The 17,494-nt window shown below is 68.0% G+C and carries 17 protein-coding genes; 7 read left to right on the top strand and 10 right to left on the bottom strand.

All coding sequences use genetic code 11. The annotated features are described in order from the left end of the window. Positions 1 to 57: 57 nt before the first annotated feature. The 3 genes from ACW173_RS01750 to ACW173_RS01740 are packed head-to-tail and all read right to left on the bottom strand — an operon-like array spanning position 58 to position 3,352. Positions 58 to 1,131 carry an HPP family protein gene (locus tag ACW173_RS01750; RefSeq protein ID WP_492083170.1) on the bottom strand — a complete coding sequence of 358 codons (1,074 nt, stop codon included), beginning with the start codon at positions 1,129 to 1,131 and terminating at the stop codon, positions 58 to 60. 57 nt (positions 1,132 to 1,188) lie between these two features. After that, a complete protein-coding gene (locus ACW173_RS01745) occupies positions 1,189 to 1,641 on the bottom strand; it encodes a hypothetical protein (protein ID WP_492083169.1) in 453 nt (150 codons plus the stop codon). A 40-nt stretch (positions 1,642 to 1,681) separates the two neighbouring features. Beyond that, the gene (locus ACW173_RS01740; protein ID WP_492083168.1) at positions 1,682 to 3,352 is read right to left on the bottom strand and encodes a sensor histidine kinase; all 1,671 of its coding nucleotides are present in this window, start codon (positions 3,350 to 3,352) and stop codon (positions 1,682 to 1,684) included. Positions 3,353 to 3,543: 191 nt separating this feature from the next. Between ACW173_RS01740 and pgsA the strand changes: the two genes are divergently transcribed. Both pgsA and ACW173_RS01730 read left to right on the top strand, forming a co-directional pair. Next, the gene (gene pgsA / locus ACW173_RS01735; RefSeq protein WP_492083167.1) at positions 3,544 to 4,161 is read left to right on the top strand and encodes a CDP-diacylglycerol--glycerol-3-phosphate 3-phosphatidyltransferase; all 618 of its coding nucleotides are present in this window, start codon (positions 3,544 to 3,546) and stop codon (positions 4,159 to 4,161) included. 98 nt (positions 4,162 to 4,259) lie between these two features. Next, the gene (locus ACW173_RS01730) at positions 4,260 to 6,041 is read left to right on the top strand and encodes an SLC13 family permease (protein WP_492083166.1); all 1,782 of its coding nucleotides are present in this window, start codon (positions 4,260 to 4,262) and stop codon (positions 6,039 to 6,041) included. Here ACW173_RS01730 and ACW173_RS01725 read toward each other — a convergent pair whose 3' ends face one another. Both ACW173_RS01725 and ACW173_RS01720 read right to left on the bottom strand, forming a co-directional pair. Next, entirely contained in the window at positions 6,042 to 6,206 is a 165-nt protein-coding gene (locus ACW173_RS01725) for a hypothetical protein (RefSeq protein WP_492083164.1), read from the bottom strand. Between the two features lie 73 nt (positions 6,207 to 6,279). After that, a complete protein-coding gene (locus tag ACW173_RS01720) occupies positions 6,280 to 6,459 on the bottom strand; it encodes a hypothetical protein (protein ID WP_492083163.1) in 180 nt (59 codons plus the stop codon). A gap of 291 nt (positions 6,460 to 6,750) precedes the next feature. Here ACW173_RS01720 and ACW173_RS01715 point away from each other — a divergent pair, with 291 nt between their 5' ends. Continuing rightward, complete coding sequence (locus ACW173_RS01715) at positions 6,751 to 6,960, top strand: cold-shock protein (protein WP_492083161.1); 210 nt, start codon at positions 6,751 to 6,753, stop codon at positions 6,958 to 6,960. Between the two features lie 140 nt (positions 6,961 to 7,100). On the opposite strand, the gene ACW173_RS01710 is transcribed toward ACW173_RS01715, so the two are convergent. From ACW173_RS01710 to flgK, 5 genes are all read right to left on the bottom strand, one after another. Next, positions 7,101 to 7,247 carry a hypothetical protein gene (locus ACW173_RS01710; RefSeq protein WP_492083160.1) on the bottom strand — a complete coding sequence of 49 codons (147 nt, stop codon included), beginning with the start codon at positions 7,245 to 7,247 and terminating at the stop codon, positions 7,101 to 7,103. After that, positions 7,247 to 7,696: a DUF4126 domain-containing protein gene (locus tag ACW173_RS01705; protein ID WP_492083159.1), complete on the bottom strand. Its 450-nt coding sequence runs from the start codon at positions 7,694 to 7,696 to the stop codon at positions 7,247 to 7,249. The genes ACW173_RS01710 and ACW173_RS01705 overlap by 1 nt, the downstream gene beginning before the upstream one ends. Before the next feature lie 61 nt (positions 7,697 to 7,757). After that, positions 7,758 to 8,981 (bottom strand): tRNA 2-thiouridine(34) synthase MnmA, encoded by a 1,224-nt coding sequence (mnmA, locus tag ACW173_RS01700; protein ID WP_492083158.1) that lies wholly within the window; start codon positions 8,979 to 8,981, stop codon positions 7,758 to 7,760. Positions 8,982 to 9,047: 66 nt separating this feature from the next. Then, positions 9,048 to 9,971: a flagellin gene (locus tag ACW173_RS01695; protein ID WP_492083157.1), complete on the bottom strand. Its 924-nt coding sequence runs from the start codon at positions 9,969 to 9,971 to the stop codon at positions 9,048 to 9,050. 3 nt (positions 9,972 to 9,974) lie between these two features. Further along, positions 9,975 to 12,086, bottom strand: a complete 2,112-nt coding sequence (flgK, locus tag ACW173_RS01690; RefSeq protein ID WP_492083156.1) for a flagellar hook-associated protein FlgK — start codon at positions 12,084 to 12,086, stop codon at positions 9,975 to 9,977. 414 nt (positions 12,087 to 12,500) lie between these two features. On the opposite strand from flgK, the gene ACW173_RS01685 reads away from it, so the two are divergent. The 4 genes from ACW173_RS01685 (at position 12,501) to sciP (ending at position 17,427) form a co-directional block, all read left to right on the top strand. Continuing rightward, positions 12,501 to 14,348 (top strand): flagellar hook-length control protein FliK, encoded by a 1,848-nt coding sequence (locus tag ACW173_RS01685; RefSeq protein ID WP_492083155.1) that lies wholly within the window; start codon positions 12,501 to 12,503, stop codon positions 14,346 to 14,348. A gap of 14 nt (positions 14,349 to 14,362) precedes the next feature. Continuing rightward, positions 14,363 to 15,076 (top strand): flagellar hook assembly protein FlgD, encoded by a 714-nt coding sequence (locus ACW173_RS01680; RefSeq protein WP_492083154.1) that lies wholly within the window; start codon positions 14,363 to 14,365, stop codon positions 15,074 to 15,076. Positions 15,077 to 15,213: 137 nt separating this feature from the next. Further along, the gene (flgE, locus tag ACW173_RS01675; RefSeq protein WP_492083153.1) at positions 15,214 to 16,977 is read left to right on the top strand and encodes a flagellar hook protein FlgE; all 1,764 of its coding nucleotides are present in this window, start codon (positions 15,214 to 15,216) and stop codon (positions 16,975 to 16,977) included. Positions 16,978 to 17,145: 168 nt separating this feature from the next. After that, positions 17,146 to 17,427 carry a CtrA inhibitor SciP gene (gene sciP, locus ACW173_RS01670; RefSeq protein ID WP_047410412.1) on the top strand — a complete coding sequence of 94 codons (282 nt, stop codon included), beginning with the start codon at positions 17,146 to 17,148 and terminating at the stop codon, positions 17,425 to 17,427. The last annotated feature ends 67 nt before the right edge of the window (positions 17,428 to 17,494 follow it).

The raw sequence follows: 17,494 nt of genomic DNA, 5'->3' as shown, positions 1-17,494 counted from the left end.
CGCGAACGATGGTCGCCCAGCCGGCGTTCGGCAAGGTTTTACCCGCCGGGAAGGGCGTTACGCCCTCACCGCCGCCTCCACGATGTGCGCGCGATACAGCACCGCGATCAGGTCTGTCTGGGTGATCACCCCGATCAGCCGCCGCTCGCCATCCACCACCATCGCTTCGTGCGTATGGCCGCTGGACAGGATCGGCAGCAGGGCCGCGATCGGCGTGCTCTCCATCACCTTGTGCACGAAGGGATCCAGCGCCGCTTCGACCTCGCGGCGGCGACCGGCCTGCAATTCGGCGCGGCGGGCCAGGCCGATGACGCGGCCCTCGGCGTCGACCACCGGGGCCGCGCGCAGCTCGTGCTCGACCAGATAGGCCAGCGCGCTTTCCGCCGACTGGTCGTGATGCAGGCTGATCACCTCCCGGGACATCACGTCGCCACAGCGGATCTGGTTGTGCAGGCGCTGGGCGGCCGACAGCTCGACCTCGCGGAACAGGGCGTCCAGATCGTCGCGGCTGACGTCCAGCAGCTCGCCGTAGCGGGCCAGGGCGACGTCCAGGTCGACGGCGCTGTAGCCGATGCGCTGGGCCGGGGCGGCTGGCGCGCGGTGCGGATAGGAGTGGCCGGTGATCCGCCCCCAGATCATCCCCGCGCCGGTCAGCAGCAACGAGTCCACCGCCACCGGATTGAGCGCGAACAGATAGCCGGCCTCCGCCACCTTGGGTCCGCCGATCACGCAGATCAGCGCCACCGCGCCGCCCGGCGGGTGCAGGCAGCCCAGCAGCATCATGGCCCCGATCGCCAGGCCGACCGCCAGGGGCGCGGCGACCAGCGGCTGGGGAAACAACATGGCCACGGTGATCCCGACCAAGGCCGAGACGATGTTGCCGCCCAAGACCGAGCGCGGCTGGGCCAGCGGACTGGCCGGCACGGCGAACACCAGCACCGCCGAAGCCCCGATCGGCGCCACCAGCAGCGGATGCAGCCAGTCCCCGCCATCCCCAGAGAAGGAAGCGACCGCGAAGCGTCCTAGGAGCCCCGCGAACAGCAGGCCCAGCAGCGCTCCGGCGCCACCGCGCAAGGCGTCGATCGGACGAATGGGCGTCTTGCCGCGAACCAGGGCGTGAAGCGTGCGCATGGCCGCGCTCTTAGACTGGAGGCGCGCCGAGGTCTTTTCGATTTTTGTACAGTCGGTTCAAGAAATCGCCTTGAGGACGGGCGGATGATCCAGCGCCTTCAGGTCCGGCTCGACCCAGCCGAGCCGCGCCGCTGGCGTGAACAGGCTTTCCCGCGACCAGTGGGTCAGCGGCCAGTCCTTGTCGCCCAGGGGCGTGACCAGCAGGCGGGCGGCGGCTCGCGCGTCGTCCAGGCCGGGCGGCAGGGACGCTTCGAAGGCGCGGATGGCGGCGAGATAGGCCTGGGTGATGGTCTCGTGATAGCCGCTCTTGTCGTCGTTCACCCCGCCGACCGCGACGTTGTAGGTCCGGATGATGGTCGGCAGGTCGCGCTCCAGGCCGGCGTCGCGCGTGCGGACCAGGCGCAAGGTGGCCGTCAGGTGCGCGGCGTGGGTCCACTGGTCCTTGGGCAGGGTTAGATCCAGCAGGCGTTCGGCCAGGGCGGCGATGTCGGTGTTGGTGTAGACGGTCATCTCCGCCATCTAGGAAACATCGTTCGGCAAAGCTAGGCCGTCAGAACGTATTGCTCCACCTCACCTGCTCGGGCAGCGGGAAACTGGCCTCGAACACCAGGCCATCCGAGCGGAAGTCGAACCGGGCCTGGCCTTTCTGTTCACGCCGGATCGAGCTCTCGATCAGGCGCGTGCCGAAGCCGGGGTGTTCGGGCGGCGAAACCGGCGGGCCGCCGATGTCGCGCCAGGTGAAGGCCAGGGTGTCGGTCACCGGATCCAGCCGCCAGCTGATTTCCACCCGGCCCTCGGGCGCGGAGAGAGCGCCGTACTTGACGCTGTTGGTGGCCAGTTCATGGAACACCATCGACAGGCCCACCGCCGTGTGCGGGGCCAGGGCGACCTCGGGGCCAGCGCGGTCGATGCGATCGACATGGGCCCCGACGCTGGCGGCCACCAGCGCGCCCATGTCGGCCTCGCGCCAGCCGGTGCGGGTGAGCAGATCGTGGGCGCCGGACAGAGCGATCAGCCGGTCGGTAAAGACCTCCAGCGGCGCGCCCTTCACTTTGGCGAAGCTCTGGCGGGCCAGGGCCTGGACCGTGGCCAGGGTGTTCTTCACCCGGTGGTTCAGCTCGTTGATCATCACCCCCTGGCGTTCCTCGCGGGCCCTCAGCTCGCGGGAGGCCTCGCGCAGGGCGGCGTGGACGGCGGCGATCTCTTCCAGGCTGTCGGGATTGGCCGGTGGCAGGGTTTCGGCGCGACCGATGGCGTCGGCGTCGCGCACCAGCTGGCGCATCTCGTCATTGATCCGGCGCGAATAGACCAGGGACAGGGCGATCCCCAGGATCAGCAGCGCCAGGAACACCCCGGCCCCCAGTCCCACCGAGCGATTGACCGTGGTGGTCAGGTCCTCGCGCGGGATGGCCACCACCAGGGTCCAGCCGGTCTGGGGCGAGCGGGTGTAGGCGACCATGGTCGGCACGCCTTCCAGGGACAGGCTCTTGTTCACCCCCTCGGTCGAGTGGCGGAGGTTTTCCTCCATGTCCTTGGACGCCAGGCGGCCGGTGAACTTCTCGTTCAGTCGCGAACGGGCGATGACCCGGCGGCGGTTGTCCAGCAGTGTGGCGACCCAGCGGTCTGGCACCCGCTGTTGGCGGAACACCGAGGTGAACGAGGCCGAGTCCACGACGTAGGACAGGACGTAGAACTTGCCCTTCACCGTGATCGGCGTGCCCACGGTGATCACCGGCTTGCCGGCCGCCGGCCCCTCCAGCAGGTCGGACACCTTGCTGCGGCCGGCCGAATAGGCGCTGGTCTCCTCGGGCGTGCGCTCGATGCGGGGCAGGGAATCGCCCCAAGGCTTGAGCGTATTGACCACCTGCTGGCCGTCGGCGTCGGCCACGACGATCCAGCCGGTTCGGCGCTCCATGGCGCGGCGCGCGCGGGCGTGGAAGGCGGCCCAGTCGCCGTTGATCAGGGCCTGGTCGGTGGCGAGGGTCTCGGCCACCGAGATGCCGACGGCGGCCTGGCGGTCGACGGCGCCGTTCAGGGCGCGGGCGGTGGTGACCAGCTGCTGGTAGAGCCGCCCGCGCGACTCGCGGTCGGCGCCCGACAGCAGGAAACCCATCGACAGCAGGGCCGGAACCAGCAGGCTGATGGTCAGCAGGACGAGGCGGTTGCGCACCGAGCCGATGCGACGGCGCCCGCGAAAGCCTCCCCAGTTCAGCCGTTCCATGCGGTGGCGCCCGCTGCGACAAGAGCGCCGTGTCGCTCTCTCGGCTTGTATAGCGAAGCGAGTCGCGCCCGGCGTCCTAAAAAACCCGCCGCTCTGACGCGCTTCGAATTTTAGACGCTGGAGCCTTTCAAGGAAGGCCCGAGGGAGCGAGGCCGTAGCCCTGTCGCCGTTTTGTGCGTTATGAGGCGATCATGAAGAACCTGCCCAACATCCTGACCGGCTCGCGCCTCGCGATGGCGCTGTTCATGTTCGTCGCCCTGGCGGCCGCGGCGGGCGCCGTGCCGTGGGTCAGCGACCAACTGACGGCGGAGAGCCAACTGCGGCTGGAACGGTGGGCGTTCTACGCCTTCGTCGTCGCCTCGGTGACCGACTTCTTCGACGGCTGGCTGGCGCGCAAGCTGGACGCGGTCAGCGTCTGGGGCGCGATCCTGGACCCGATCGGCGACAAGATCCTGGTCTGCGGCGCGCTGCTGGGCCTGATGGCCCTGGGTCCCAATGCGATGGTCGTGCTGCCGGCGGGCCTGATCCTGTTCCGCGAGTTCGCCGTCAGCGCCTTGCGCGAGGTCGGGGCCGGCAAAGGGATCAAGCTGCCGGTGACCCTGCTGGCCAAGTGGAAGACCACCCTGCAACTGGTCGCCATCGGGGCGGAACTGATCCTGGCGAGCTGGGGCGCGTTCAACCTGCCGCCGGAGCCGTCGTTGATGGGCGGCTTCACGATCGTCGCCCACGGCCTGCTGTGGATCGCGACCCTGGTGACCCTGATCACCGGCGCTCAGTACTGGGAAGCGGCGCGCAAGGCGCTGACCTAAGGTTAGATCCTCCCCGCTGGGGGAGGATTTCGATCCGGCGCTGAACCAGAAGCCCCTCCGCCCCGTTCCCCAGGCGCAGCTTCGGGGGATCCCTACACGTGACACTTCATCAAGGCCTCGCCTTCGGCCTGATCGCGGCCACCATCGCCGCCTTCGTCTGGGGCCGGTGGCGCTACGACCTGATCGCGCTGGGCGCGCTGGCGGCCGGCATGGCCATGGGGTTGATCCCGGTGAAGGAGGCTTTCAACGGCTTCGCCAACGACATCGTCATCATCATCGCCAGCGCCCTGGTGCTGAGCGCCGCCGTGGCGCGCTCGGGGATCGTCGACATGCTCATGGCCCCGCTGCTGCCCAGGCTGAAGGACGAGCGGACCCAGGTCCCGGTGCTGGCCGGGACGACGGCCGTGCTGTCGATGGCCACCAAGAACGTCGGGGCCCTGGCCTTGATGATGCCCAGCGCCTTGCAGATCGCCAAACGCACCGGCGTGCCGCCCGGGCGGCTGCTGATGCCAATGGCGTTCGGCTCGCTGGTCGGCGGCCTGGCGGTGCTGGTCGGCACCTCGCCCAACATCATCGTCTCGGAGGTGCGCCAGGACGCCCTGGGCGAGCCGTTCCGGATGTTCGACTTCTTCCCGGTCGGCGGCGTCCTCACGGTGATCGCCGTGATCTACCTGACCTTCGCCTATCGCCTGCTGCCCAAGTCGCGCCAGGCCGCGATCGACGTCGACGCCGCCCTGGCCGCCAACGCCTATGTCACCGAGGTCGAGGTTCCCGAGGGCTGGAGTTTCGATCATGACCGGGTGGCGGCCCTGAAGAAGGCCGGAAACAATGCGGTCTCGGTGGTGGCCATCCTGCGCGCGCGCCGACGGATCCAGGCTCCGCACGCCAACCTCAAGATCCAGCCGGGGGACGTGCTGTTGCTCGAGGGCGAGCAGGAGGAGCTGAACCAACTGATCGTCACCGCCAAGCTGAAGCTGCGCGACGCTCATCGTCCCCTGGTCATGAACGAGCCGACCGAGGAGGTCCGCGTGGTCGAGGCGGTGATCCGGGCCGAATCCGACCTGATCGGCAAGTCGGCGCGGAGCGTGACCCTCAGCGACACCCACGGGGTCAACCTACTGGGCGTGTCTCGCAGCGGCCATCGTATGGCCGGGCGCCTGGCGACCATCCGCCTGAAGGCGGGCGACATCATCGTGCTGCAGGGGGCCGAGCAGTCGCTGCCCGGCGCCTTGCAGGCCTTGGGCCTTCTGCCGCTGGCGGAACGCGAGGTGCGGCTGGGCGGCGTACGGCACGCGATCCTGCCGGTGGCGATCCTGGCGATCGCCATGGCGCTGGTGGCGACCGGGCTGATCCCGGTGGCGGCCGGCTTCTTCGGCGCGGCGGTGCTGGTGGTGGCCACCGGGGCGCTGCGGATGCGCGAGGCCTATGCGGCGCTGGAGGCGCCCGTGCTGGTGCTGGTCGCGGCCCTGATCCCGGTCAGCGACACCGTGCAGAAGACCGGCGGCGCCGACCTGATCTCGGCCTGGCTGTCGGGGGCGTTCCACGGCCTGCCGCCGATCGCCACCCTGACGGCGATGATGGCCGTGGCCATGGCCGCGACGCCGTTCCTGAACAACGCCGCCACGGTGCTGATCGCCGCTCCGATCGGCATGGGCGTGGCCCAGCGCCTGGGGCTGTCGCCCGATCCGTTCCTGATGGCGGTGGCGGTCGGGGCGGGATGCGATTTCCTCACGCCCGTCGGCCATCAGTGCAACACGCTGGTGCTGGGGCCGGGCGGCTATCGGTTCGGCGACTACGCGCGGCTTGGCGCGCCGCTGAGCGCGCTGATCCTGCTGATCGCGCCGTCGCTTATCGCGTGGGTGTGGCCTTTCGCGAAATAGTCAGAGCGGGTCGTTGGCCGCCAGGCGCTCCAGCGCTTCGACCAGCTCGGGGTCTGGCGCGCCCTCCAGCAGCCAGGCGGGCGGGGCCGCGGGTCGGTCGCCGTCCTCCCGCTCGGATCGCATCATGGTGGCCAGCCAGCTGGCGCCCGTCATCCGCAGAACCATCGTCGTCTCCTCGCGATGATGTTCCTGAGAATGAATTGCAATTACGACTCCCGCAAGGCCCTATCGAAGAGTCCTATCGACGAGGAAGCCGCACGGCGCGCCGACGCGACGCCTCGCGCTCCAGCGGGGTGATCACTTCGGCGACCTGACGACGCTGGGCCGGCGTACCGGTGACGTCCAGGCGGCGGGCGTTGGAGAGCAGTTTGGACAGTTCGGCGTCGCTGAGCGTGGGAATCTGCTCGATCAGGGTCATGCCGAAACTCCTAGCCGCGAGGGGCGCGCCGGGTGAAGAATTCGCCCGACAAGGCAACGCTCGAAACGCCGTGGAGGGTCCAGGTTTCGCTCCAAGTAGATCGAATATTCTTTCCTTGATTTTTGGAATAAAATCGGCGATCTTCACGTATCGAATTCGCTGCCGCTCGGCCTGCTATTCCTTGCTCCCTCAGCGGAGCGCCGGACGCGCCATCCGAACTTCCAACGAAATTTGATCGCTGATCGGGACGTTTTCGGTCGGCGAACACACTTGTCTACAAGGATATTCACCATGGCTACTGGCACCGTGAAGTGGTTCAATTCCACCAAGGGCTTTGGCTTCATCCAGCCGGACGACGGCGGTCAGGACATCTTCGTCCACATCTCGGCCGTCGAGCGCTCGGGGCTCGGCTCGCTGAACGAAGGTCAAAAGATCTCGTTCGAGCCGGAAGTCGATCGCCGCAGCGGCAAGACCTCGGCCGGCCAGCTGCAAGCGGTCTAATAGACCCGCGGCGGACCACTAGGTTCAAGGGAATAGGCCAGCGCTCGCGCTGGCCTATTTTCGTTTGGGGGGCGGGTCGGCGCTCGAAAGGCGTCTGAACAAAAACGTGCTTTTGAACTCACGGACCTTTCCAAGCGCCGCTAGTCCGCCACGCCGCCGCGCAGCGGGTCTTCGCCGTCCAACTCCAAGATGTGCTGGCGCTGGCGGCGGACGCCATCGGCCGGGGCGTCGGCGTCCGGCGCGGGCGTCATCTCCGGCTCCACCGGCTCTCTGTCCTTGCGTTCCATCAGCGTAGGGCTCGCGTGACAAGCTGGGCCGCGCCGACGGTCAGGGCGTCCTCGACGAGGCCGCTGGGGGTCTGACCGAAGCGGCGCAGGGCCTTCATGCGGAAATGGAAGGTGACATAGGCGGCCGCCACCGCCGCGCTGGCCGCGATCGCGCCGCCCAGCAGCATCCTCTTGCGCGGCGCCAAGGCGGCGCCGGTCAGCCCCGCCGTGATAACCCGGGCGGCGACGCCCAGCGGCACGATGCGGTCCGGGGCCGACTTCAGCTTGTCGCCCCACAATTCGCCGGCCGCCAAGGCCTTGGTCCCCGCCGCGACCAGCGGATGGCCCAACAGCCGGGCGGAGGGATTGTTGTCGGCCAGGTGGCCGCCATGCGCGGCCTCGCTGACGGCGGCCAGCGGCGTCATGGAACGGGAACCGGCCGATAGGCCGATGAGCAGGGATCGAAGCATGCGGATCTTCCGTGAGAGGTTCTTGTTCTGAACCCCGGAAGACCCGGTTCGATCCCGCCCTTTAGCCGGCGTCGGCCAGATCCATCGCTCGCGTCGTGCCGGCGATGAAGCCGCCGCCCAGGACGCGTTCTGGATCGGCGGGGTCGTAGAGCACGCAGGCCTGGCCGGGCGCGACGCCTTCCTCGGCGCCGTCGAACAAGACCGCGACCTGGCCATCGCGCGAGCCCAGGCGGCCGGCGACGGGCTCACGGGTCGAACGGACGCGGGCCAGCACCGGCTGGCCGTCCCGCGCGGCGGCCTCCAGGCTGTCCTGGCCGCCCAGCCAGCTACCTTCCTTCAGGGTGAGAGAGGCGGTCAGCAGGGCCTCGCGTGGGCCGACGATGACGTGGCGCTTGTCGGCGTCGATGCGAACCACGAACAGCGGATCACCGACGGCGATGTTCAGGCCGCGGCGCTGGCCGATCGTGTAGCGGGTGACGCCCTCGTGGCGGCCCAGCACGCGACCGTCCAGGTGCACGACGTCGCCCGCTTCCGCGCCTTGCGGACGGATGCGGTCGATGACGGTCGTGTACTTGCCCTCGGGCACGAAACAGATGTCCTGGCTGTCGGGCTTGTCGGCGATGGCCAAGCCCAGGCCGGCGGCGACGGCGCGCACGGTCGGCTTGTCCATGCCGCCCAGCGGAAAGCGCAGGAAGTCCAGCTGGTCGCGCGTGGTGGCGAACAGGAAGTAGCTCTGGTCCTTGGCGGGGTCGGCGGCTCTGCGCAGCTGGGGGCGGTTACTCCCCGCAACGAAGGCGCGCTGCACATAGTGCCCGGTGGCCATGGCCTCGGCGCCCAGGTCGCGAGCCACGTCCAGAAGGTCGCGGAACTTGACGGTCTGGTTGCAGCGCACGCAGGGGATCGGCGTCTCGCCGCGCAGATAGGCGTCGGCGAAGTCTTCGATGACCTGCTCACGGAAACGGCTCTCGTAGTCCAGCACGTAATGTGGAATGCCGATGCGCTCGGCGGCCATGCGGGCGTCCAGGATGTCCTGGCCGGCGCAGCAGGCGCCCTTCTTGGTGATCGCCGCGCCGTGGTCGTAGAGCTGCAGGGTCACCCCGACCACGTCATAGCCGGCGCGGGCCAGCAGGGCGGCGGTGACGGTGGAATCCACGCCACCGGACATGGCCGCGACGATCCGCGTTCCCTCCGGCAGGCCGACGGCCGCGCGCACCTGTTCGACGGCCTTGGCGATCATCGCGTCGGCGTCTTGGGTGGGGGCGGGGGTCAGCAGGTCGGCGTTCATCCGCCGCCATATAGCGCCTGGAGGCCGGTTTTGCGAGGTGAGGCGAGGGCGGCTTGTCGCCGCCCCCTACTTCAGCACGTTCAGCAGCGACGAGGCCTGCAGGCTGGTGAACACCTGGGCCGAGGCCTGGACGGCCAGCTTGGCGGCCTCCAGGCGGGTGACGGCGTCGGCCATATCGACATCGGTGATGCCGCCGACCATGGCCGTCATGGTGTCGGCCTGGTTCGTGAGGTCCGTCTGGGCGCTTTCGAAGCGCTTCTGGGTGACGCCATTCTTGCCCTGGGCGTCGATGACGCCTTTCTGGGCCGCGTCGAAGACCGGCAGCAGGCCCTTCAGGAAGTTGACCTGGGCGTCATCCAGATTGCCGGTGAACGGACCATTGGCGTCGACATAGGCCTGCACCTGCTTGAAGGCCTCGAAGACGTCCGTGCCGATGGCGTCGCCCAGGATGCCGGTCTTGGCGTTGGTCTGCTCGTCGACCCGGTTGGTGGTGATGTACTGGTCGTTCTGGAATAGGTCCGAGGTGATCGGCACGCTGGTCAGGTCGGCCATGGTGGTCGCCGTGGTCGTGGCCGTGTCGGTCTTGGCCCCGGAGAAGACGTAGAGGCCGTTCGACTTTACATTAAGGCCCTGGACCACCTCGCCGAACGCGGCGGTCATCTGCTGCATCAGGGTGGCGGCGCTGCCGGCCGCCAGGGCGTTGGCGATCGCCTCGCGGCCGCTCTGGGTGGCGTTGGCGACGCGGCCCAGGCCGGTGTCCTGCATCTCCAGCCGGTTGCCGACCATCTTGATCTGGTCGACCAGGCCGTTGATCTTGGTCTGTGTGCCGCGCATGGCGGTCAGCATTTCCGCATTCTTGGCGTAGCCCTTGAGGTCGTCGGCGACCTTCTGGCTGGACACCTGCGCGCCGACCTCATTCTGGCGGATCTGCGCGTTCATGAGGTTGGACGTCATGATGTTGTAGTTCTGAACGGTCGAGACGCGGGTCATGGCTTACCCCAGGATTCCGGTGAGCACGTCGAACATGTCCTTGGTCGCCTGGATCAGGCGGGCCGAGGCGTTGAAGGCCTGCTGGTAGGTGGTCAGGTTGATCAGTTCTTCGTCGAGGTTCACGCCTTCTTCCGACTGGCGCTGGCTGTCGACTTCGCTGGACACCGCATCGGCCGCGTCCTTGCGGCTTTCGGCGGTGGCGGACTTGCGGGCGATCGAGCCGGCGAAATCCGAGGCGTAGCGGTTGACGCTCATGCTGACGGCCGACGCGTCGCCGGCGGCCGCGAAGGCGGCGGCGTTGTCGCCGGCCTTGGCCAGTTCCAGCGCGCCACGACCGTCGCCGATCGCCAGGGCGGCGCTGCCGCCGACGATCTGGGTCAGGTCCAGCTTGGCGAAGGGCACCAGCTTGGGGTTGGCGTCCATTTCCTTGGAGACGAAGAACTTCTCGCCGCGGGTGCTGCGCTCGGCCGGGCCGATGCCGAAGAGCTGGCTGGCCGAAGGGCCGCCGACGCCACGCTCGGTCGTGTCGGCGACGACCGACATGGTCACCGGCGTCGTGTTGTTCGACACGAAGTTGATCTGACCCTTGTCGGTCATCGAGAACACGCCGTACAGGCCCGTGCCGTTGGCCCGCGAGTTCAGGGCGTCCAGCATGTCCTGCATCGTGCCGCCCGGTGGCGGAGCGACGGTGATGTCGCGGATGCGGCCGCCCTCGATGTCGGTCAGGCGGATGGTCATGGCGCCCGACGTGAAGCCGTGCGCGTCCGACGGCGTCAGGCCGGTTTCGTACGGCGAATAGCCGTTGGTGCGGACGATGTCGTTCAGCCCGAAATAGTGGCTGAAGCCCTTGCCGGCCTTGGTCGCCGGGGTGGTCGCGTCGTCGGCGATGGCCACGCCCAGGCCGCCCGAGCCGCTGATGCTCAGCGCGCCGCTCGAGAACCCGGCCGAGCCCTGGGCGCCCAGGGCGGTGTTCAGCTGGGTCATGAAGTCGGCGCTGGTGAACGCCGGGCCGCCGCCGCCATTGACGCTCATCGTGCCGGCGTCGAAGTCGATATCGATGCGGCGCTGAATGACGCCGCTGGAGTCGGTCAGGGCGATGGTCGTCTTGCCGGTGAAACCGGTGATCGCCGCCTGGGCGTCCAGGCCGGTGTCGCGGCCGTTCAGGCTGGTCGGGGCCGGCACCGACGAGGAGGCGTTGGAGGCGCGGTTGATCTCTTCCGCCGCGCGCGAGGTGAACTCGCCCAGCTGGTCGGACAGGTTGACCAGGTCGACGTTGCGAACGTCCAGCAGGCCCCTGATCTCGCCGCTGGTGATGTTCAGCGGGGTGGGCTGCACGGAGCCGTTGGCCAGCTGCACCGTCAGGTAGCCGGTGGCGGTGGGCGAGGTCTGGTAGGTCAGCTTGGCCGCGCCGTCGCCGGCCAGGGGCAAGCCTTCGGTCGAACGCACGTACACGCCGCCCAGGGTGCGGGGCGTGATCTGGACGTTCATCATCTGCGAAAGTTCGTCGATCAGGCCGCTCTGGACGTTCTCGGCGCCAGTGGCGTCGGCTCCGGCGACCTTGGCGCGGGTGATGTCGGTGTTCAGGCCGTCGATCTGGCTCAGCAGGTCATTGACCCGGTTGACGTCGGCGGAGATGCGGGTGTCGGCGTCCTTGCCCAGCTTGGACAGCGAGGAGGTGATGCGGCTGGACTCGCTGAGGAAGTCGTCGACACGAGTCAGGGCCTGGGTGCGCAGCAGGGACGAGGATGGGTCGTCCTGAGCCGAGGAGAAGGCCGCGAAGACGTCGTCCAAGGTCTTGAAGAAGCTGGTCTCGCCGCTGGGATCGCCGAACAGCTGCTGGGCGCTGTTCAGCGTGGTGGCGACGGCGGAGGCCCGGCCGTTGTCGGAGGCGGCGTTCAGGCTGGCTGACTGCAGGAAGCGGTCGGTCGCGCGCTTGATGGCGTCGATGCTGACGCCCACCCCCATGCCGTTGGACAGCAGGTTGGACTGGCTGACCGTCTTGCGAACGTAGCCGGTGGTGTTGACGTTGGCGATGTTGTCCGACGTGACGCGCAGACCCGTCTGCGCGGCCATCATGCCGGACGTCGCCGTGCTCATGATCGCATTCAGCGACATGCGGTAACCTCCATAAGCTCGGCAAACCGCGCAGCACACGGCGCGACCTTGCCCGGCGAAACTTGCCGAGCCGCGGTGGGGATCAGCCCCTGTTGAAATGCCAAGCCATTGAAATTCAAGGCGATATGTTCCGGTGGTCGGAAATTCGACAAGGGACTATGCGCAATTAGGGCGCCAACTGGCCCGGGGGCGCCCTTGCGACGCGCCGACGCGGCAACACACGTCCTTCATGACCCTTGGGACTCGGCAAAAAGCGCCGCACGGGGAGCGATTTTGCTTCGTAAACAAGGGATTAAACCGAACAAAATCATACGCTTGAGCGCGATTTTCCGAGTTGGCCCGACCGTTGCTCAGAGGGAGGCGAACAAGGCGTGTTCGTCATGGACCGCCGCCGAGCCCGAGCAACGACTGCGAATGACCGCGATCGCCGCCCCCACCGCCGCTCTTCCCGCCGCGCCGACCCCGGCCGTGAGCGCCAAGTCGTCCAACGACGGCTTTGACGCACTGCTGGCCATCGCCGGCAAGGACGACGAGGCGCCCGCGCCGCGTCCCTCGCGTACGGAAGCCAAGAGCGACGCCAAGGACGATCGCCGCGAAGACCGCGACGTCAAGGCCGACAAGCCCGCTCGCGCCGACGCCAAGACCGACGCCCGCGCCGCCGACCGCGCTGACGCCGCTCAGGACGCCAAGGCCGACGCCGCCGACAAGGCAGCCGATCGGGCCGCCGACCGGGCCGAGGCCAGCAAGGACGCCAAGACCGACGCCGCCGGCGACAAGACCACCGACAAGAGCGCGGATGGCGACGCCAAGACCGAGGTCTCGGACAAGGACGCCGGCGAGGTCGACGCGACGCAAGCCGCCGCCCAGGCCGCCGCCACCCTGATCGCCGCGATGACCGCCCCCGTGCAAGCCCCGGTCCAGGCCGAGCCGACCACCGACGCCCAGCCGGTCGTCGACGTCGCCGAGACGGCCGCCGACCAGGTCGCCGACTTCGCCGCGGTGGTCGACGCCGCCCAGACCCAGACGGTCGCCGCGCCGGCCGCCCAGACGGCTCAAGCCGCTCAGACGGTCCCGGCCACCGCGCCGGCGATCGCCCAGCCCGTCCAGGCTCAAGCCCAGCCGGTCCAGGCCCAGCCGACCGTGACGACCGCCCAGGCCGCCGTCGCGCCGGAAGGCCAAGCCGTCGACGCCGCCGCCCTTGAGGCCCTGACCCAGCTCGCGAGCCAGGACGCGACGCCGGTCGTCGCCGAGGACGTCGCCGCGCCGAAGGCCGCCGAGACCAAGACCGCCGACACGACCAAGACGGCCGAGGCTCCGAAGGCCGCCGACGCTCAAGCCGCCGCTCCGACCCTGGCGCCGGCCGCGCCGGTCGCCGCCCCGGTGATCGAAGCCAAGGTCGTCGCCGAGGCCGCTCCGGCCATCGCCGCTGACGTCGTCGCGCCGGAAGCCGCCGCCGTCGTCGCTGACGCCGCCGCCGAGACGATCGCGCCGGAAGCCGCCAAGACGACCAAGACCGCCGAAGCGCCGAAGGCCGCGCCGACCGCGCTGGCCGCCCAGGCTCAAGCCGCCGACGCCGTCGCCGTCGAGACCGCCCAGGCCGTGACCGCCGTCGCCGCCGGCAATGGGGGCGAGACGTCGACCGACGCCAAGGGCTCGGACGCCAACGCCACGACGATCGCTACGGTCGACGCGCCAGCCGCCGCCGCCATCGACACCAACGCCCTGGCCACGCCGGCTCCGCTGGCTCAGGCTCCGGCCGCCAACGCCTCGGCGCCGGCCGCCGCGCCGGCCCCGGTGCGCGGTTCGCCCGAAACGGTCGCGGCCCTGTCGGCCGAGATCATCAAGAAGGCCGACGCCAAGGCGACGCGCTTCGACGTGACCCTGACCCCGGACAACCTGGGCAAGGTCGACGTGCGCATCGAGATCGGCCGCGACGGTTCGATGACCGCCTCGATGAAGTTCGACACGGTCCACGCCGCCCAGGAACTGCGCGGCAAGGCCAACGAACTGCGCCAGGCCCTGGCCGACGCCGGCTTCACCGTGTCGGACAACGGCCTGTCGTTCGACGTCTCCAGCCAGAACAACGGCCAGAATTCCAACCCCTTCCTCGCGTTCCAGGATTTCGGCGACCAGGGCCAGCGCGCCTTCTCGGGACGCGCGTTCCAGTCCGCCCTGACCGGCGAGGAAGACATCATCATCACCCCCGAACTGCTGCCCGGTCTGAAGACGACCGCCGACAGCGGTCTGGACATCCGGATCTAGGAAAGAACCGCGCCATGGCCACCGCCGTCTCTTCGCAGAACACCTCGTCGGTCCTCGACAAGATCAACAACTCGCGCACGTCGCTCGCCAACAACGAGCAGACGTTCCTGAAGCTGCTGACCACGCAGCTGAAGAACCAGGACCCGCTGTCGCCCACCGACACGACCCAGATGACCCAGCAGATCACGTCGATGACCGGCGTCGAGCAGCAGTTGGTCACGAACGACCTGCTGGCCGCCCTGGTCGGCATGAACACCGGCACGGGTCTGTCGGAAGGCGTCAACATGATCGGCAAGCAGGTCACCGCCACCACCGACAACTCGACCCTGAAGGACGGCAAGGCCACCTTCACCTGGAGCCAGCCGGGCGCCTCGTCCTCGCTGACCGTGGAAGTGAAGAACGCCGCCGGCAAGGTCATCCGCACCCTGACGCCGGACGACCAGAAGAGCGGCGCCCACACCCTGACCTGGGACGGCAAGGATGACGCCGGCGCCCAGATGGAAGATGGCGGCGTCTACACGATCAACGTCATCGCCAAGGGCGCGGACGGCAAGGAAATCAAGGCCACGAACGTCAAGGGGCGCACCGAAGGCGTGGTCACCGCCGTCGATAACGCGTCGGGCACGCCGCAAGTCATCGTCGATGGCAAGGCCATCCCCGTCGACAACGTCATCGGCATCACCGCCGCCGCCATCAAGGACACCGAGGCGGACAAAGAAGCCGCTTAATCTCCTACCGCCTCATTCTCCTATCGAACGGGCGTCAGAAAGACGCCGACGCGGTCCCCGGAAGACGGTCTTCCCCCGGACCCAAACGCAAACAGCGCTGAACCCTTCGAACCCCATTTAGAAGCAGGAATTCAGTCATGAGCATCAACAGCGCCATGCTCGCCGGCGTCTCCGGTCTGATCGCGAACTCGTCGGCCCTGGCCGCGATCTCGGACAACATCGCGAACGTCAACACCGTCGGCTACAAGCGTTCGACCTCGAACTTCTCGACCCTGGTCACCTCGGGTTCGAAGAACCAGACCTACAGCGCCGGTGGCGTCAAGGCCCAGACGCACCAGTTCATCAGCCAGCAGGGCCTGACCCAGTCGACGACGTCGAACCTGGATCTGTCGATCTCGGGCTCGGGCTTCTTCGTCGCCACGGAAAAGCCGGAAGGCCTGACCGCGACCGACACCCGCTCGTTCACCCGCGCCGGTTCGTTCCAGCTGGACAGCCTGGGCTACCTGCGCAACGACGCCGGCCTGTACCTGCAAGGCTGGCTGGCCGATCCGGTCAGCGGCATGATCACGCCCGACCCGTCGGACCTGATGCAGCTGTCGTCGATCAATGTCGGCACGGTCGGCGGCACCGCCGAGAAGACCACCCGTGTCGGCGTCAACGCCAACCTGCGCTCGGAACAGCCGGTCGCCGCCGCCGTCTCGTACAAGGTCGGCACCGCCGGCTCGCCGTCGAAGACGAACGTGATGGACAACGCCGCGCCGCCGGTCAGCCACGACTATGACGTCGTCTACAGCTCGACCGGCAAGGCCAACCCGATCACGCCGGGCGGCAATTCCGAATACCAGGTCGACATCAAGGAAAACGGCGTCATCGTCGCCACCGGCGTCATCGGCTACGACGCCACCGGCGCCATCGCCACCTCGACCCTGGACTTCAAGGGCGCCTCGCCGGTCGCCGGCAGCCTGACGACCACGCGCATCAACGGCACGGACACCGTGACCCTGGCCGACCTGGGCATCGTCGGCAATCCGTCCGGCGACGACTTCGACGCCAAGGCCGGTAAGCTGTACGATCCGTCGACCTGGTCGATGTCGGACTACGCCAAGGACAGCACCAAGGGCGTGAAGCCGGACTTCGAGATCCAGATCCCGCTGTCGGACTCCAAGGGCGGCCAGCGCACCGTCACGCTGTCGCTGCTGAAGGCCCCCGGCCCGAACCAATGGTATGCCGAACTGCGCGCCAAGCCGGGCGATCTGGCCAACAACGGCAACGGCCTGATCAGCTCGGGCATCGTCGAGTTCACCACGGACGGCAAGCTGAAGGACACGGGCACCCTGTTCGGCACCAGCAGCCCGACCTCGATCTCGATCGCCGCGTCGGGCACCGCCGTCGATCCTCTGAACCCGAACGCGCCGATCTGGGCCGACGCTCTGGGCATCGACACGCAGGACGTCCAGATCGACCTGGCCAGCGCCGCCGGCGGCCTGACCCAGTACAACAGCCAGTCGGTCGTCCAATCGGTTAACACCAACGGTACGGCCTTCGGTAACCTGACCAATATCGAGGTGGACGAGGACGGCTACGTCTCGGCGATCTTCGACAACGGCGTCACGCGCCGGATCGCGCAGGTCGCCGTCGCCACCTTCTCGAACCCGAACGGCCTGAAGGGCGTCAACGGCAATGCTTATCGCGTCACCAACGAAAGCGGCACCTATAGCCTGAAGGCTCCGGGCTCCGGCGGCGCCGGTTCTCTGGCTCCGTCGACCCTGGAAGCTTCGACTGTCGATCTGTCGACGGAGTTTACGGGCCTGATCACCACCCAGCGTGCTTACTCGGCCTCGTCGAAGATCATCACGACCGCCGATCAGATGCTGGAAGAGCTTCTGAATATTAAGCGCTAATCATAGGGATTAACGCTCTTTAATTCTTGTGTTTCACATCGAGACACTACGGACTGCTAAAGGAGCCACTCTGTTCAGGCATCTTTTACTATTGGGATTAAGCCGCTGTTATTAGGCGGCGCCTATAGTGGCCTTCAACAGTGATGGTTGTGGGAAAGGCGTAAAGCCATGTTGCAACAGCAGCGCACGAACAGCCGGGGTGAAAAGTACGTTATCGGTCCGACCGGTGCGCCTCTGACTCTCTCCGACTTGCCGCCGCCGGAAACCCAGCGTTGGGTGATCCGTCGTAAAGCCGAGGTCGTGGCCGCCGTCCGCGGGGGTCTGCTCTCGCTCGACGAGGCTTGTGATCGTTACAAGCTGACCAACGAGGAATTCCTCGCTTGGCAGCAATCGATCGACCGGCACGGTCTGGCGGGTCTGCGGACCACGCGGATCCAGCAGTACCGTTAAGGCCCGGCTCGTTAAGAGCCGGAAGGGGTGCGTTAATATGACTACCCCGGACGACCCTGAAAATCCC

This window comes from Caulobacter sp. ALps2, from assembly GCF_058681635.1.
The sequence above is the reverse complement of the archived record's forward strand: the minus strand, read 5'-3'. Positions and strand labels throughout refer to the sequence as shown.

Excerpts from the sequence above, each read along its gene's own strand:
- ACW173_RS01750 (WP_492083170.1), bottom strand. The coding sequence starts at position 1,131 with ATGCGCACGCTTCACGCCCTGGTTCGCGGCAAGACGCCCATTCGTCCG.
- ACW173_RS01745 (WP_492083169.1), bottom strand. The coding sequence starts at position 1,641 with ATGACCGTCTACACCAACACCGACATCGCCGCCCTGGCCGAACGCCTG.
- ACW173_RS01740 (WP_492083168.1), bottom strand. The coding sequence starts at position 3,352 with ATGGAACGGCTGAACTGGGGAGGCTTTCGCGGGCGCCGTCGCATCGGC.
- pgsA (WP_492083167.1), top strand. The coding sequence starts at position 3,544 with ATGAAGAACCTGCCCAACATCCTGACCGGCTCGCGCCTCGCGATGGCG.
- ACW173_RS01725 (WP_492083164.1), bottom strand. The coding sequence starts at position 6,206 with ATGGTTCTGCGGATGACGGGCGCCAGCTGGCTGGCCACCATGATGCGA.
- ACW173_RS01720 (WP_492083163.1), bottom strand. The coding sequence starts at position 6,459 with ATGACCCTGATCGAGCAGATTCCCACGCTCAGCGACGCCGAACTGTCC.
- ACW173_RS01715 (WP_492083161.1), top strand. The coding sequence starts at position 6,751 with ATGGCTACTGGCACCGTGAAGTGGTTCAATTCCACCAAGGGCTTTGGC.
- ACW173_RS01710 (WP_492083160.1), bottom strand. The coding sequence starts at position 7,247 with ATGGAACGCAAGGACAGAGAGCCGGTGGAGCCGGAGATGACGCCCGCG.
- ACW173_RS01705 (WP_492083159.1), bottom strand. The coding sequence starts at position 7,696 with ATGCTTCGATCCCTGCTCATCGGCCTATCGGCCGGTTCCCGTTCCATG.
- mnmA (WP_492083158.1), bottom strand. The coding sequence starts at position 8,981 with ATGAACGCCGACCTGCTGACCCCCGCCCCCACCCAAGACGCCGACGCG.
- ACW173_RS01695 (WP_492083157.1), bottom strand. The coding sequence starts at position 9,971 with ATGACCCGCGTCTCGACCGTTCAGAACTACAACATCATGACGTCCAAC.
- flgK (WP_492083156.1), bottom strand. The coding sequence starts at position 12,086 with ATGTCGCTGAATGCGATCATGAGCACGGCGACGTCCGGCATGATGGCC.
- ACW173_RS01685 (WP_492083155.1), top strand. The coding sequence starts at position 12,501 with ATGACCGCGATCGCCGCCCCCACCGCCGCTCTTCCCGCCGCGCCGACC.
- ACW173_RS01680 (WP_492083154.1), top strand. The coding sequence starts at position 14,363 with ATGGCCACCGCCGTCTCTTCGCAGAACACCTCGTCGGTCCTCGACAAG.
- flgE (WP_492083153.1), top strand. The coding sequence starts at position 15,214 with ATGAGCATCAACAGCGCCATGCTCGCCGGCGTCTCCGGTCTGATCGCG.
- sciP (WP_047410412.1), top strand. The coding sequence starts at position 17,146 with ATGTTGCAACAGCAGCGCACGAACAGCCGGGGTGAAAAGTACGTTATC.